Origin of the sequence: Nocardia sp. NPDC088792, from assembly GCF_044750615.1 — a bacterium.
Taxonomy (GTDB): Bacteria; Actinomycetota; Actinomycetes; order Mycobacteriales; family Mycobacteriaceae; genus Nocardia.
Genome location: NZ_JBIVKC010000008.1, coordinates 32,842 through 50,444 on the forward strand (window position 1 = coordinate 32,842; position 17,603 = coordinate 50,444).

General features: G+C 70.5%; 1 pseudogene. It reads left to right on the forward strand.

The features are described 5' to 3' along the window. Window positions 1-99 precede the first annotated feature (99 nt). Window positions 100-17,439 (forward strand): annotated as a pseudogene (locus ACIP5Y_RS42670) (amino acid adenylation domain-containing protein); the annotation flags it as partial. Between the last annotated feature and the right edge of the window lie 164 nt (window positions 17,440-17,603).

Genomic DNA, 17,603 nt, shown 5'->3' on the forward strand with positions numbered 1-17,603 from the left:
TCGAGTGGTCGGGGACCGGCGCTATGAGATGCCGGCGGTGCTCGCATGACCCGCACGGCTCGCGTACGTCCCACTCGAACCCGGCGTCCTCGCGTCCCCACCCTGCCGCAGCTGATGGCCACGGCGGTGGAGGCCAATCCCGGCGGCACCGCCGTCGTACTGGCCGATGCCGAACGCACCCTCGCCACGCTCGGCTACGCCGAACTCGACGAGCGGTCGACCCGGCTGGCCCGGCTGCTCATCGACCGCGGCATCGGCCCGGAGGATCTGGTCGCCGTCGGCATCCGGCGCTCGATCGAATCCGTGGTGGCGGTCTGGGCGGTCGCCAAGGCCGGTGCCGGATTCGTGCCGGTCGATCCGAACTATCCGCCGGACCGCGTCGAGCACATGGTCGCCGATTCCGGTGCGGTGCTGGGCCTCACGGTCACCGATACCCGGCCGGAAATGCCGGGGCTGATCGAATGGCTGGCCATCGACTCGGATGAACTGCCGGTCGCCGACTATCCGGCCGATCCCATTACCAATACCGACCGGGTCGGCCCGCTGCGCGCCGAGCATCCCGCGTACGTCATCTACACCTCCGGTTCCACCGGAAAGCCCAAGGGCGTCATCGTCACCCACGCGGGTCTCGCGGGTTTCTGTGAGGTGCAGCGGGATTGGTACGGCGTCACCGCCGCGGACCGCACCCTGCACTTCGCGTCTCCGTCCTTCGACGCCTCGGTGCTGGAATTGCTGCTCGCTCTCGGTGGCGCGGCCACCATGGTCGTGGTCGCCCCCACCGTGTTCGGTGGCGCGGACCTGGCCGCGGTGCTGCGGCGCGAGCGGGTGACCCATGCCTTCATCACGCCGGCGGCCCTCGCCTCCGTCGATCCGGCCGGGCTGGACGATTTCCGGGTCGTGGTCGTCGGCGGCGAGGCGTGCCCGCCGGATCTGGTGCAGCGCTGGGCGGTTCCCGGCCGCGCGTTCTGGAACGGCTACGGGCCGACCGAGACCACCATCATGACCAATATCGCCGAGCAATCGGTGGATCAGCCGGTGCATATCGGGCCCGGTATCCCGACGGTCACCTCGTATGTGCTCGACGAGCGACTGAATCGCACGGCCACCGGCGCGGTGGGGGAGCTGTACCTGGCGAGCGCACAGCTGGCGCGCGGGTATCACCGGCAGCCCGCGCTGACCGCTTCGCGCTTCGTGGCGAACCCGTTCGAACCCGGCGCCCGCCTGTACCGCACCGGTGACCTGGTGCGCTGGACCGCCGACGGCGGCATCGAATACATGGGCCGCAATGACTTCCAGGTGAAGATCCGCGGTTTCCGCATCGAACTCGGCGAGATCGACGCCGTGCTCGCTCAGCATCCGGCCGTGGATCTGGCCGTCACCGTCGGCCACGAACTGCCCAGCGGCGGCACCGTTCTCGTGTCCTACGTGCATGCGCGCGAGGGGCAGACCGTCACCGCCGAGGAACTCATCGAACTGGCCGGGCACAGCCTGCCCGTGCATATGGTGCCCACCGCCGTCATGCTGCTGGACCACATTCCGCTGACCCCGGTCGGCAAGCTGGACCGCCGGGCGCTGCCCGAGCCGGTGCTGCGGGCCAAGGAGTACCGGGCGCCGGAAACGCCGGTGCAGCAGGCGATCGCGGATGTGGTGGCCGACGTGCTGCGAGTGGAACAGGTCGGTCTCGACGACGATCTGTTCGCCATCGGCGCGGACAGCATCACCTCCATTCAGATCGTGTCCCGGGCGCGGGCGCTCGGTGTCGCCTTCCGGCCCAAGGATCTTTTCGAATCCCGCACCGTCGAGGCGCTCGCCGCCGTCGCCGAAACGGTCGATCCGGGCGAGCCCGAGGAGCAGCTGGCCACCGGGCCGCTGGTCGCCCTCGGCGCGGCCGATCTCGCCCGCTTGCGCGCGAAATACCCGAACCTCAACGAGGTCTGGCCGCTCACCCCGCTGCAGTCCGGCATGCTCTTCCACGCGCAGATGGCAGAATCCTCGGTCGACGCGTACATGGTGCAGTTCGCCATCGACATCGCCGGGCAGATCGAGGTCGACCGGGTGCACGCCGCCGCCCAGGCCATGCTGGACCGGCATGTGAACCTGCGCGCCGTGTTCACCGAGGACGCCAACGGCAACCCCATCCAGGTCGTGCTGGACGATGTCGAATTGCCCTGGCAGTACCTGGATCTCAGCGATCGGGACCCGGCCGAGGCGGTCGCCGAGATCGACCGGCTGATGGCCTTCGAGGTGGCCCGCCACTTCGATATGAGCACCGCGCCGCTCATGCGCATCGCCCTCTACCGGACCGCCGCCGACCGGTACCGGCTGGCCATCACCAGCCACCACATCCTCATCGACGGCTGGTCCATGCCGCTGCTCACGCAGGACATGCTGCTGCTGTACGCCGCCGATGGCGAGGCCTCGCAGCTTCCGGCCGTGCGCCCGTACCGCGACTACCTGGCCTGGCTCGCCGCGCGCGACCACAGTGCCGCGCGTGACGCGTGGCGCGAGGCACTGGCCGGGTTCACCGAGCCGACGCCGCTCGCCTCCGTGGATCGTTCCCGCGAAATCGCTTCCGGCATCGGCGAAATCCGCTTCGACCTGCCCGCCGACGCGACCGCGGCCCTCTCCCGGGTGGCCGCCGACGCGGGCGTCACCCTCAATACCGTCGTGCAGGCGGCGTGGGGTCTGCTCATCGCCCGCAGCGCCGACCGCGACGATGTGGTGTTCGGCGCCACCGTGTCCGGTCGCCCGCATCAGCTGGCCGGTATCGAAACCATGGTCGGCCTGTTCCTGAACGCGATTCCGGTGCGGGTGCGGCTCACCGCGGGTAGCACGCTCGCGCAGGTGCTGCGCGCCCTGCAGGACGATCAGGCCGCGCTGCTCGACCATCATCATGTCGGGCTGGGCGAGATCCAGGAGATCGCCGGAGTCGACGGGCTTTTCGACTCCATCGTGGTGTTCTCCTCCTACCCGGTGGACGAGGAATCCCTCGACGACGCCGCCGCGCCCATCGACAATGCGGGCATCCTCGGCGCGTCCTCCACCAACGGCACCCACTACCCGCTCACCGTCATGGCGCAGCCGCACGGCGACGAACTGCGGTTCACGCTCAAGTACCTGCGTGACCTGTTCGACGCGGACGCGGCGCAGGCCGTGGTGCAGCGGCTCACCGCACTGCTGGACCGTTTCGCCGCCGACCCGCAGGCGCGGGTCGCCGATATCGACGCGCTGCTCCCCGCCGAGCGCGCGGAACTGGCCGCCGTCAACGACACCGATGTGCCGGAGCTGCTGGACGATTCGACCCTGCTCACCCTGTTCGACGCCCAGGTGGCACGGACACCCGGCGCGCCCGCGCTCATGTTCGGCGGGACCACTCTCAGCTACGCCGAATTGGATGCCCGCTCCCGGCGGCTCGCCCAGGAACTGACCCTGCGCGGCGTCGGCCCGGAATCCCGGGTCGCCGTGGCCATGCGGCGCAGTATCGACCTGGTCGTCGCCATCTACGCGGTACTGCGTTCCGGCGGCGCCTACGTGCCGGTGGATCCGGACCATCCGGCCGAGCGCAATGAATACGTGCTCACCAGTGCGACTCCGGTCTGCGTCCTCACCCGCGCCGACGACGACTTCGTCACCGGTTCCGGCGTACCGCTGTTCTTCGTCGAGGCCCTCGCGGGCGCGGACTCGCTCGTCGACGTGCGACCCGCGCAGCCGCGGCCGCACAATGCCGCCTACGTCATCTACACGTCGGGTTCCACCGGCCGCCCCAAGGGCGTGGTGATCACGCACCGGCAGATGGCCAACCAGTTCCGCTGGGCCCAGCGCACCTACCCGCACGGCGTCGGCCACATGGTGCTGCACAAGACGCCCATCACCTTCGACATCTCCACCTGGGAGCTGTTCTGGCCGCTGCAGAACGGCGCGGCCGTCGTGATCGCCGAACCGGACGGGCATCGCGACCCGGCCTACATCGCGCGCACCATCGACGAATACGGCATCACCTCGGTGCATTTCGTGCCGTCCATGCTGGACGCCTACCTCGACGGCGCCGCCCGCCGGCATCCGTCGCTGCGCTGGGTCTTTGCCGCCGGCGAAGCCCTCTCCGCGGAGAGCGCCACGAAATTCGCGGCCGCCCTGCCGGATACGGCCCTCGTCAACTGGTACGGTCCCGCCGAAGCCACGGTGGTCACCGCCCACCCGGCCGAACTGACCGCCGGCAATGCGGTCCCGATCGGCAGCCCCGTCGCCAATACCCGTGTCCACGTACTGGATCGGCAACTGCAACCGGTGCCCTTCGGCGCGGCCGGCGAACTCTACGTGGCCGGAGTCCAGCTGGCCCGCGGCTACCTCGGCGCCCCCGCCCTCACCGCGGAACGCTTCGTCGCGCACACGGACGGCGAGCGGCTCTACCGCACCGGCGACGTGGTCCGCTGGATCCCCATCGAAGCGCGGGGAGGCGGAGCGGATGGTCATGCCCTGGAATACTTGGGCCGCAGCGACTTCCAGGTGAAGCTCCGCGGCCAGCGCATCGAACTCGGCGAGATCGAGACCGTGCTGCTCAGCCACCCGGCCGTCCACCGCGCCGCCGTCACCTTGGTGCGCGGCGCCACCGGTGACCGCCTCGTCGCCTACATCGTGCCGGAGGCCGCCGCCGGATCCGGCACGGCGCTGTCCGCTGCGGCTGCGCTCGACCCGGCATCACCGGGATCCACCGCGGCACTGTCGAATTACGGCGCGGATGCGCTGGACCAGGTGCCCCCGGGATCCACCGCGGCACTGCCGAACGTTGCGTTCACGGGATCCGGTGCGTCGGCCGCCGAGGTCACCGACGCGGACCTGCTGGCGCATGCGCGGGCGGCGCTGCCGTCGTACATGGTGCCGTCGGCCGTGGTGCGGTTGGATGCCATGCCGCTCAACGCGTCCGGGAAGCTGGATCGTAAGGCGCTGCCGGTGCCGGAGTTCCAGGCGCGCGCGTACCGGGAGCCGTCGAGTGCGGCCGAGCGCACGGTGGCCGAGGTGTTCGCGGCCGTGCTCGGCGCGGAACGGGTCGGCGCGGACGATGACTTCTTCGAATTGGGCGGCAACTCGCTCAATGCCACCCAGGTGGTCGCGCGGCTGAGTGCGGCACTGGGCGTGCGCGTTCCGGTGCGGGCCGTGTTCGAAGCGCCCACTGTCGCCGAACTCGCGGCGACCGCGGGCTCGCATGCGGTGTCGCACACCGGTCCGCTGCGGCCGATGCCGCGGCCCGCGCTGGTGCCGTTGTCCTATGCGCAGCAGCGCATGTGGTTCCTGAACCGCTTCGACACCGAGGCCGCCACCTACAACCTGCCCATCGCGCTGCGCGTGCAGGGCCCCCTCGACGTGGACGCCCTGCGCGCCGCCGTGCACGATCTGGTGGAGCGGCACGAGGTGCTGCGCACCGTCTACCCGGAGCACGAGGGCGTCGGGCATCAGGTGGTGCTGGGCGCCGACGATCCGGAAGCCCGCCCGTCGCTGTCCATGATCGACATCACCGAGGCCGAACTGCCCACGGCCGTGGCCGAAGTCGCGTTCTCCGGCTTCGATGTGACGGTGGCCCCGCCGCTGCGGCTGCGCTTGCTGCGGCTGGCCACGGACGATCATGTGCTGGTGTGCGTGGTCCACCACATCGCCGGTGACGGCTTCTCCGGTGGCCCGCTCACCCGCGACCTGATGACCGCCTACCTGAGCCGCATCCAGGGCGCGGAACCGCAGTGGACGCCGCTGCCCGTGCAGTACGCCGACTACGCGCTGTGGCAGCGCGAAACCCTCGGCGACGAAAGCGATTCCGATTCGCTGCTGGCCCGCCAGTTCGCCTTTTGGCACGACACCCTGTCCGGGCTGCCCGATCAGCTGGAGCTGCCGACCGATCGGCCCCGTCCGATCGCCGCCTCCGGCCGCGGCGCCACCTACGGCTTCGATATCGACCCGCACGTGCACGCCGCACTGAATCGGCTTGCGCAGCAGCACAATGCGACGCTGTTCATGGTGCTGCACGCCGCCTTCGCGGTACTGCTGTCGCGCCTGTCCGGCAGCCGCGATATCGCGGTCGGCGCGCCCATCGCGGGCCGCGGCGAGGCCGACCTGGACAACCTGATCGGCATGTTCGTGAACACGCTGGTGCTGCGCACCGACGTGGACCCGGCGCAGTCCTTCAGCGACCTGCTGACCGTCGCCCGCGGCGCCGACCTGGCCGCCTTCGAGCATGCCGACGCACCGTTCGAACGCATTGTGGAACTGCTGGATCCGCCGCGCTCGCAGGCCCGGCACCCGCTGTTCCAGGTCGCGCTCACGCTGCAGAACATGGCGGCCGCCGCGCTCGACCTGCCCGGCGTCTCCGTCACCGATGTCGACCTGAACGTGCCGGTCGCCAAGTTCGACCTCGATGTCACCCTGGTCGAGCGGACCGCCGCCGACGGTGTGCCGCAAGGCATCTCGGGCGGCTTCACCTACGCCACCGATCTGTTCGACGCCGCCACCGTGCGCGTGTTCGCGCAACGGTTCGTGCGCCTGCTGGTCGCCGTGGCCACCCATCCGGAGACCCCGGTCGGCCGCCTCCCCATGCTGGACAGCGCCGAGACCGACCTGCTCACCCGCGTCGCCCGCGACGACGTCATGGCCACCGCGCTGCTGCCCGAACTGCTCACCCGCGGCGTGGAACTCGGCCAGGAGCGCATCGCGGTGCGCTACCGCGGCCGCAGTATCAGTTACGGGGAACTCGACGAGGACTCCTCGCGCCTGGCCCGGGTGCTCATCGCACACGGCGTCGGCCCCGAGAAGCTGGTCGCCGTCTCCTTCCCGCGCTCCTACGAAATGGTGCTGGCGGTGCTGGCCATCGCCAAGGCCGGCGGCGCGCACGTGCCCATCGACCCCACCTATCCCGAGGACCGCGTGCGCTACATGCTCGCGGATTCCGGTGCGGTACTGGGCATCACGAGCCGCGAACACCGCGCCGGCCTGCCGGAAGACACGCACTGGCTGCTGCTCGACGAACGCGCCACCGTGCAGCAGTGCGCCGAGCAGCCGGCCCTGCCGGTCACCGATGCGGACCGCCTCGAACCCCTGGACATGCGGCACCCGGCCTACGTCATCTACACGTCGGGCTCCACCGGAAAGCCCAAGGGCGTCACCGTCACCCACGGCGGTCTCGGCGGGCTCTTCGACCACGCCGTCGGGCTGTACCAGCTGCGCGCCGAACACCGGTTCCTGCACATCTGCTCGCCCAGCTTCGACCCGTCGGTACTGGAATGGATGGTCGCCTTCGGCACCGGCGCGACCCTGGTGATCGTGCCCGGCGAGATCCTCGGCGGTGTCGAGCTCGCCGACCTCATCCGCTCCGAGCAGGTCACGCACGCCATCATCACCCCGGCCGTGCTCGGCTCGGTCGACCCGGCAGGGCAGGACCAGCTGGTCATGCTGTCCGTCGGCGGTGATGTCACCACCCCGGAACTGCTGGCGAAATGGCAGCCGGACCGCAACTACTTCAACGGCTACGGCCCCACCGAAACCACCATCATCTCCTCGTACGCGCGCCTGCGCGCCGGACGGCACATCACCGTCGGCACGCCCGTGCGCGGCATGTCGGCGCTGGTGCTGGATTCCCGGCTGCAGCCGGTGCCGCCGGGCGTGCCTGGCGAGCTGTACCTCGCGGGCGGCGGCCTGGCGCGCGGTTATTGGAGCCGGCCGGGCCTCACCTCGGAACGGTTCATCGCCAACCCCTGGGGCGCTCCGGGCGCGCGCATGTACCGCACCGGTGACCTGGTGCGCTGGTACGCGCACACCGAACAGCGCAATGGCAATTACGCCGTGCCGTCGGTGAATTGGGAGATCGACTACGTCGGGCGCACCGACTTCCAGGTCAAGATCCGCGGCTACCGCATCGAACTCGGCGAGATCGACGCCGTGCTCGCGCGGCATCCCGAGGTCGAATTCGCCATCACCCTCGGCCGCGAGAACGCCACGGGCTCAACGGTACTGGTGTCCTACGTGCTGGGCGCGCCCGGTGCGTCGGTGAACGCCGAACAGCTGCGCGAGCACGTCGCGCGCAGTCTGCCGGTGCATATGGTGCCCTCGGCCATCGTCGTGCTCGACGAACTGCCGCTCACGCCGGTCGGCAAGCTGGACCGCAGGGCCCTGCCGGAACCCGTGCTGCCCGAACGCGAATACCGCGCTCCCGCAACGCCTGTCGAGATCGCGGTGGCCGCGGTATTCGCCGACGTGCTCGGCCTCGAGCGGGTCGGCGCCGATGACGACTTCTTCGAACTCGGCGGCAACTCGCTCATCGCCATCCGCGTCGCGGCCCGCCTCGGCGCGGAACTCGAGACCCGGGTCCCGGTGCGCATGCTGTTCGACGCACCCACCGTCACCGAGCTGGCGGCCGTGCTGGCCACGCATTCCGGAGCGATCCGCCGACCGGCGCTGGTGGCCGGTGCCCGGCCGGAACGCATTCCGCTGTCGCTGGCGCAGCAGCGCATGTGGTTCCTGAACCGCTTCGACGCCGCCTCGACCGCCTACCACCTGCCCATCGCCCTGCGGCTCACCGGCGAACTCGATGTCGCCGCCCTGCGGCAGGCGGTCGCGGACCTGGTGGCGCGGCACGAGGTACTGCGCACCGTCTACCCCGAAACCGCCGGTGTCGCACACCAGGTGGTGCTGCCCGTCGAACGAGCCGTCGTCGACCTCGCACCCGAAAAGGTCGAACTCGCGGTCCTGCCGGAGCGAATCGCCGCCCTGGTCGCGGCCGAATTCGATGTGACGAGCGAAATCCCGCTGCGCGTCCGGCTCTACGAGCTGAGCGCGGACGAGCACGTGGTCGCGCTCGTCGCCCACCACATCAGCGCCGACGGCTGGTCCATGGGCCCGCTGGCCCGCGACCTCATGACCGCGTACATCTCGCGCAGTCGGGGCGCGGCCCCGCAGTGGAGCGAATTGCCGGTCCAGTACGCGGATTACGCGCTGTGGCAGCGGGAAACCCTCGGCTCCGAACAGGATCCGGACAGCCTCATCACCGCGCAGGCCGACTACTGGCGCACCCGGCTCGCCGGACTGCCCGACGAACTGAACCTGCCCGCCGATCGCCCGCGCCCACCGGCGCAGTCCTTCCGCGGTGGGGCCGTGACCTTCCCGATCACCCCCGAGGTGCACGAAGGGCTGCGGCGCCTCGCGCGTGAGCGGAACGCCACCCTGTTCATGGTGGTGCACAGTGCGCTCGCGGTACTGCTGGCCCGGCTGTCCGGCACCGACGACATCGCCATCGGCACGCCCATCGCGGGCCGTGGCGAGGCCGAACTCGACGATCTCATCGGCATGTTCGTCAACACCTTGGTGCTGCGTACCGCGGTTGACAGCGGCGAATCGTTCACCGAACTGCTCGCCCGCGCCAAGGACGCCGACCTGCAGGCGTTCGCGCACGCGGACATTCCGTTCGAGCGGCTCGTCGAACTGCTCAACCCGGAACGCTCCACCGCGCGCAACCCGCTGTTCCAGGTCGCCCTGTCCTTCCAGAACCTGCCGGACACCGACTTCGAACTGCCGGGCCTGCGCATCGCCGCGCTCGACTCCGGCATCGAGGCCGCGCAGTTCGACCTCTCACTGACCATGCGGGACACCGGCGCCGACGCGGGCATGCTCGCGCTGTTCACCTATGCGCGAGACCTGTTCGACGAGGCCACCATCGAGGTGTTCGCGCTGCGGTTCACCCGCCTGCTCGAGCAGATCGTGGCCGCACCGTCGACGCCCGTCGGGGATCTGGAGATCCTCTCCGATACCGAACGCGCCGACCTGCTCAGCCACACCGGCGGCCCGGTCGTGCCCGCGTCCACCCTGCCCGACCTGTTGCGCGCCACGGTGGCGGCCAACCCGGACGGTGACGCCATCACCTACGCCGGGCGCACCTTCACCTACGCCGAACTCGACGACGCCTCCTCGCGCCTGGCGCGGGAACTCATCGCGCAGGGCGCGGGACCGGATGTGCGGGTCGCCATGGCCATTCCGCGTTCGGTGGAATCGGTGCTGGCCATGTGGGCCATCACCAAGACCGGTGCGGCCCTGGTGCCCGTCGACCCGACCTACCCGGCCGACCGCATCGCCCACATGGTCAGCGACTCCGGCGTGCGCTTCGGCATCGCCATGGCGGGCGCCATTCCGGCGCTGCCCGCACTGCCCGGACCCTGGCTGGCGCTGAACACCCCCGGGTTCGCCGCCGACGTCGAGAACCGTTCCGGCGCAACCATTACCGACGCCGACCGGAGCGCGCCGCTGCGGCCCGCCAATATCGCCTACATCACCTACACGTCCGGTTCCACCGGCGTGCCCAAGGGCGTCGTCGTCACCCACGCGGGTCTCGCCAACTACAGCCGGGCGCAGCTGGACCGCTATCAGCTCGACTCCTCCTCGCGCACCCTGCATTTCGCGTCACCCAGCTTCGACGGCGCCATGATGGAGATCCTGCTGGCCGCCGGGCCCGCCGCCACCATGGTCGTGGTCCGGCCGGGCGTCTACGGCGGTGAGGAACTCGCCGAGATCCTGCGCACCGAACGCGTCACCCACGCCTTCATCACCACCGCGGCCGTCGCTACCATGGACCCGACCGGTCTCGACGACCTGAAGGTACTGGCAGCGGGCGGCGAGGCCATGCCGTCCGACATGGTCGCCAAGTGGACCGTGCCCGCCGCCGACGGCCGCGTGCGCGCCTTCCACAATGTGTACGGCCCCACCGAGACCACCATCGTCACCAATATGAGTCACCCGCTGTCCGCGGGCGATCCGCTCGTCATCGGCGGACCCATCCGCGGCGTGCAGGAACTCGTGCTGGACGCCCGGCTGCGGCCGGTGCCGGAAGGCGTCTCCGGTGAGCTCTACATCGCGGGCCTCCAGCTCGCCCGCGGCTACCACGATCGGCCCGGGCTCACCGCCGAACGGTTCATCGCGCACCCGTACCTCGAGGGCGCGCGCATGTACCGCACCGGCGACGTGGTGCGCTGGCGCGCCGACGGCACCGGACGGCCCGCCATCGAATACGTGGGCCGCAATGACTTCCAGGTGAAGATCCGCGGCTTCCGCATCGAACTCGGCGAGATCGACGCGGCCCTGGTCGCGCACGACACCGTCGACTACGCCCTCACCGTCGGCCACAAGACCGACGCCGGGGCAACCATTCTGGTCTCCTATGTGCTGCCCGTCGCCGGTCGCGAGATCGACACCGACGCGCTCACCACGGATCTCGCGGTGCGGCTGCCGGAGTACATGGTGCCCGCCTCGATCATGGTGCTGGACGCCATCCCGCTCAACCCGGTCGGCAAGGTCGACCGGCGGGCGCTGCCGGAACCGGTGCTCACCACGCGTGAATTCCGTGCTCCCAGTGGGGAAGCCGAGCTCGCCGTCGCCAAGGTGTACGCCGATGTGCTCGGTGTGGAACGAGTCGGCGCCGATGACGATTTCTTCGAACTCGGCGGCAACTCGCTGCTCGCGACCCAGGTCGCGGCCCGCCTCGGCGCGGCCCTCGATATCCGGGTACCGGTGCGCACCCTGTTCACCGCCTCCACCGTCGCCGGGCTGGCCGCCGAACTCGCCGCGCTCGAAGGCACCGGTGGACGCAAGGCGCTCACCGCACAGCAACGGCCGGAAGCGATTCCGCTGTCGCTGGCCCAGCAGCGCATGTGGTTCCTCAACCAGTTCGACCCGGCTTCGGCCGCCTACAACGTGCCCATCGCGGTGCGGCTGCGCGGCGACCTCGACACGGACGCCCTGCAGCAGGCCGTCGCCGATGTCATCGAACGGCACGAGACCCTGCGCACCGTCTACCCGCAGCCCGCGGACGCCGGTACACACGGCAATCCGCCCTCCCAGGTGATCCTGCCCGCGGCACAGGCGGTTCCGGACCTCACGCCGATCCCGGTGAGTCCCGCCGAGGTGGTCGGCCGCGTGATCGAGGTCATCGCACCGGGATTCGATGTCACCACCGAAGTGCCGTTGCGCGCCAAGCTGTTCCGCATCGACGCCGAACCCGCCGAACACGTGCTGGTCTTCACCGCCCACCACATCGCGGCGGACGGCTGGTCCATGGGACCGCTCACCCGCGATGTCATGCTCGCGTACGCGGCGCGCGCCAATGGCCAGGAACCGATGTGGCAGCCGCTGCCCGTGCAGTACGCGGACTTCGCGCTCTGGCAGCGCGAAGTACTCGGCGCCGAGGACGACCCGTCGAGTCTCATTGCGGCACAGGCGGATTACTGGCGCACCCAGCTCGCCGACCTGCCCGACGAGACCAACCTGCCGTCGGATCGCCCGCGCCCGCCGGTGCAGTCCTTCCGCGGCGGTGCGGTGGCCTTCCCGATCAGCCCCGAACTGCGGCACGGCCTGCAGGACATCGCGACCGGACGCAATGCCACTATGTTCATGGTGCTGCACGCCGCGCTCGCGGTCTTCGTCTCCCGCCTGGCCGGCGTGAACGATGTCGCCATCGGCACGCCCATCGCAGGCCGTGGCGAGGCCGAACTCGACGATCTCATCGGCATGTTCGTCAACACCCTGGTGCTGCGCACCGCCGTCGACGGCGGTGACACCTTCACCGAACTGCTGGACCGGGCCAAGGACACGGACCTGCAGGCGTTCGCGCACGCGGACATTCCGTTCGAGCGGCTCGTCGAACTGCTGAACCCGGAACGCTCCACCGCGCGCAATCCGCTGTTCCAGGTGGCCCTGTCGTTCCAGAACCTGCCCACCGGCACCTTCGAACTCCCCGGGCTGACCGTCTCACCCGTCGAATTCGATGTGGAGATCGAGAAATTCGATCTGCAGCTGACCGTCAGCGACGGCGGCGACGCCGGCATGCACGCCATCCTCACCTTCGCGCGGGACCTGTTCGACCCGGTCACCGCCGAGGAGTTCACGCAGCGGTTCACCCGCCTGCTCGAACAGATCGTGGCGGAGCCGCAGGCGCTGGTCGGCGAGCTGGAACTGCTGGCCCCCGCCGAACGCGCGGACCTGCTGGACCGCACCGGCGGCCCGGCCGTCCCGCCCGTCACCCTGCCGGAACTGCTGCGCGCCGCGGTCCTCGCCAACCCGAAGGGCCCGGCGGTCTCGCTGCACGGACGGTCCTTCAGCTACGGCGACCTGGACGCGGCCTCCTCGAAGCTGGCACGGGAACTCATCGTGCAGGGCGCCGGACCCGAAGTGCGGGTGGCCGTGGCGATCTCGCGGTCCATCGAATCGGTGCTGGCGATCTGGGCCGTGATCAAGACCGGCGCGGTCTTCATTCCGGTCGACCCCGACTATCCGGCCGACCGCATCGCGCACATGGTGCACGACTCGGGCGCGGCGTTCGGTCTCATGCTGTCGGTCAAGTCCCCGGACCTGCCGCCCATCGATACCCTGACCGGGTGGATCGCACTCGACAACCCGCGCTTCATCGCGCAGGTCGAAACTCGTGCGGCCACCCCGGTCACCGATGCCGACCGGCGCGGGCCGGTGTCGCCGCAGCAGGCGGCGTACATCATCTACACCTCGGGTTCGACCGGCCTGCCCAAGGGCGTGGTCGTCACCCATGCGGGCCTGGCGAACTTCCGGGCCGAGCAGACCGAGCGCTACGGGCTCGACTCCTATTCGCGCGCACTGCATTTCGCGTCACCCTCGTTCGACGCGTCGGTGCTGGAGTACCTGCTCGCCATCGGTGCGGGCGGCGCCCTGGTCATCGTGCCGCCGGGCATCTACGGCGGCGAGGAACTGGCCGAGGTGATCCGGCGCGAGCGGGCGACGCACGCGTTCATCACGCCCGCCGCCCTGTCCACCTTCGGGCCGGCCGGGCTGGATTCGCTGCGGGTGCTGGTCGCCGGCGGTGAAGCCGTGCCGGCCGATCTCGTGGAGAAGTGGGCGGTTCCCTTGGCGAACGGCGCCATTCGCGCCTTCCACAATGGTTACGGTCCCACCGAGACCACCATCATGACCAATATCAGCGACGCGCTGACCCCGGGCGATCCGGTCACCATCGGCGCCCCGATCCGCGGCATGCAGTCGCTGATCCTCGACGACCGGCTGCGGCCGGTGCCGGAAGGCGTTGCGGGCGAACTGTATCTGTCCGGCATCCAGCTGGCGCGCGGCTACCACGCGCGACCCGGGCTGACCGCCGAACGGTTCGTCGCCAACCCGTACGTCGACGGCGCCCGCATGTATCGGACCGGCGACGTGGTGCGCTGGCGCACCGACGACGACGGCCAGGCCGTCGTGGAATACGTGGGGCGCAACGACTTCCAGGTGAAGATCCGCGGCTTCCGCATCGAACTCGGCGAGATCGACGCGGCCCTGGTCGCGCACGACACCGTCGACTTCGCGGTCACGGTCGGGCACGAGACCGACGCCGGGGCGACCATCCTGGCGTCCTACGTGCTGCCGGTCGCCGGTCGCGAGATCGACGTCGACGCGCTCCTCGAGTTCGTGTCCGGCAAGCTGCCGGAGTACATGGTGCCCACCGCCGTCACCGTGCTCGACGCCGTGCCGCTCACCCCGGTCGGCAAGCTCGACCGCGCCGCACTGCCGGAACCCGTACTGCGGCAACGCGAATACCGGGCCCCGCGCACCCCGCTCGAGGAGGCCGTCGCCAAGACCGTCGCCGAAGTCCTCGGACTCGACCAGGTCGGCATCGACGACGACTTCTTCGCGCTCGGCGGCACCTCGCTGCTGGCCACCCAGGTGGTCAGCCGGCTGCGCGCGCTCACCGGCGCCCAGGTCATGGTGGCCTGGTTCTTCACCGGGCCGACCGCGGCCGGGCTCGCGGCGCAGATCGTGGCCGCGCTGGAGAGCGAGCACGATTACGACTCGGCCTCCGAGGCCGCGCTCGCCGTCGTACTGCCGATCCGCGCGACCGGCAGCCGCACACCGCTGTTCTGCCCGCCGCCCATGTCCGGAATGGCCTGGTGCTACGCCGGTCTCGCGCGCGTGCTGCCCGAGGATCAGCCGATCATCGGCCTGCAGTCGCCGGTATTCACCGAAACCGACTACGCGCCGACCTCCCTGCGTGAAGTGGCGCGGCGGTACATCACCGAGATGCGCGCCATCCAGCCCGAGGGCCCGTACCGGCTCGCCGGCTTCTCCCTCGGCGGCACCCTGGCCCAGGCCATCGCCACCGAACTCCAGGCCGACGGCGACAAGGTCGACCTGGTGGCGATCCTGGACACCTTCCCGGACATGGAATTCGCGGACTTCCGCGACGCCATCGTCGACGAATTCGCGCAACTCGGCATCGGCCCCGAGGCGTTCCCCGACGGGGATCTCCTCGAACTCAGCGAGGAAGCGCTCGCCGCCCTGCACGCGGCGCTGCCCACCGACCTCGGCGTGCTCACCCTCGACCGGGTGCGGCGCATCTATCAGGGCGCGGTGCGGACGGTCGCGCTGCGCACCGAGCACCGGGCGGGCGTATTCGTCGGCGATGTCGAACTGTTCTACGCCGAGGTGCCCACCGAGGGTTACGAGCAGCGCTCCCCGGAGGAGTGGCGGCCGTACACCACGGGCCGGATCAATGTGCACTCCATGCCGTTCCGGCACCAGCTGCTCGTCACCGCGGAGGCCTTCGCGCTGATCGGCCCGCAGCTGACCGAGCTCGTCGACGCCGCCGACCGCAAACGCGACACCTCGGACACTCCGGACGCCGGCGACGACTGGGCCGTCACCCAGGTCCTCCCCGTCATCCGCCCCGAGGACCTCGTACCGGTCAAGCTGCTTTCCGACACGCCCCCGGAACTCGCCGCGTCGGAGCCGATTCCGGCCGACGACCCGGAACCCGAAGTTTATGCTCCCGCAAATGGGGAAGCGGCCGACAGCAAATCGGCACAAGCAGGGGAAACCACCGACCCGGACAACCCGGAAACCGGCGCCACCACACCGGCACCCGAATCCGACTCCGGCACAACACCTCAGGCTGCCGAGCAGGAGGACGGCAACACCCGCCCGCAACGCGGCCACGACACCGCCACCGCGGACGCCGTTGGTGATACCGCTGCCGGGGGAGCGGACTCCACCGCTGGATCCGGTGACTCCGCCACGGCGGCGACCGGGGACTCCGCGGCGCGATCAACTGCGGTCCGGCCCGTGCATATGGGACCGAGACTCACTGCGGTGGGGGAGGTTTCGGCATTGCCCGCCGGTGCGATGACGCTGCTCGAGCTCGAGCCGTCCGGGCTGTGGGTGCGGGCCATCACGCTCGATATCGCGGCCGGGATCTCCGGTAGCCGGGTGCGGCGGTCCGTGGCCACGCTGCTGGATCGGCATCCGGGACTGTGGGCGCGGTTGCGGCGCGACGGGGAAGCGGCCGTGCTGGATATTCCGGCGCAGCAGCCGCGCGGCGCGGCCGTGGTGTGGCAGCTGGATCCGTCGGTGGAGGCCGTCGGCGATCCCGTCGAAGCCGTGATCCACGCCGCCGCAGCGGAACTCGACCCCGAGAAGGGGTACAACATCCGCTTCGTGCTGATGGAGAACGCCGCCAACGCCGCCGATCCGGACGAACGCCCCGCGGCCATCCTGGTCGTGGTCGCCAACGGCCTGGTCGTCGACGACACCTCGTGGCGCACCGTCATCGAGGACCTCACCGCCTCCTGGTCCGGCGGCCACGCCACCCCGCCCAGCGCCGACGCCCACCCGGTCGGCATCGCGGGCGCCCTGGCGGACCGCGCCCTCGACCCGGGCACCGTCGCCGAGTTGGGCTGGTGGCGTACCGAACTGGCCGGCGCCATCCCGGGCGTCTCCCCGGAGCAGGTGGCCGCCGACGGCCGCCTGGGCGGTCGCGGCCGCGTCTCGGTGACCATCACCGGTGAGGGCGCGGCGGCCGTGGACCTGGCGGCCCGCCGCTACCACGCCACCATCGACGAGGTGCTGCTCGGCGCGCTCGCCGTGGCCCTGCTCGACCCGGGCGCCGAATCCGCCCGCGACACCGCGGGTTCGGTGGTGCGGCTGGTCGCCGACGGGCGACTGCCCGGCGATCCGGCCGGACTGCGCACCGTCGGCGCGTTCAGCACCACCTACCCTTTCCCGCTGCGCCTGGACGATATCGACTTCGCACAAGTCCGGGCGGGCGGGCGGGACGCCGGATCGGTCATCGAGCAGATCCGCGACCGGTGCCGCGAAGTACCCTCGCGCGGTGTGGGATTCGGGCTGCTCGCGCACCTGAACTCGGCCACCGTCGCCGATATCGCCGCCCTGCCGGTCGGCCGCATCGGCTTCCGCTACCGCGATCTGCGCCCGGCCCGGGTCTACCCGGAACCGGTCGCCGACGACCTGTACCTGGACGTCACCGTCGACACCAGTCAGGACGGCCTGGTGGCCCGCTTCGACTTCGCCGGTGCGGTGCTCGACCTCGAACAGGTCAAGAAACTGGTCGAAGGCTGGGTGCAGGCGCTCGGCGGACTGGCCGAGCACGGCCGCTCCGCGGGGCAGTAATACACCTGCGCAGCGCGGGCGTGACACGCCCGCGCAACGCGGCAGTGACGGAGCAGCGCAGCGTAATTGCGACATTGCAGGCAGGCCGGACGGATTCGATGACATTCCGTCCGGCCGATGCGTCCATCCCAGCGATCAACCCGTAACATGGGGCGCTGTCGCGG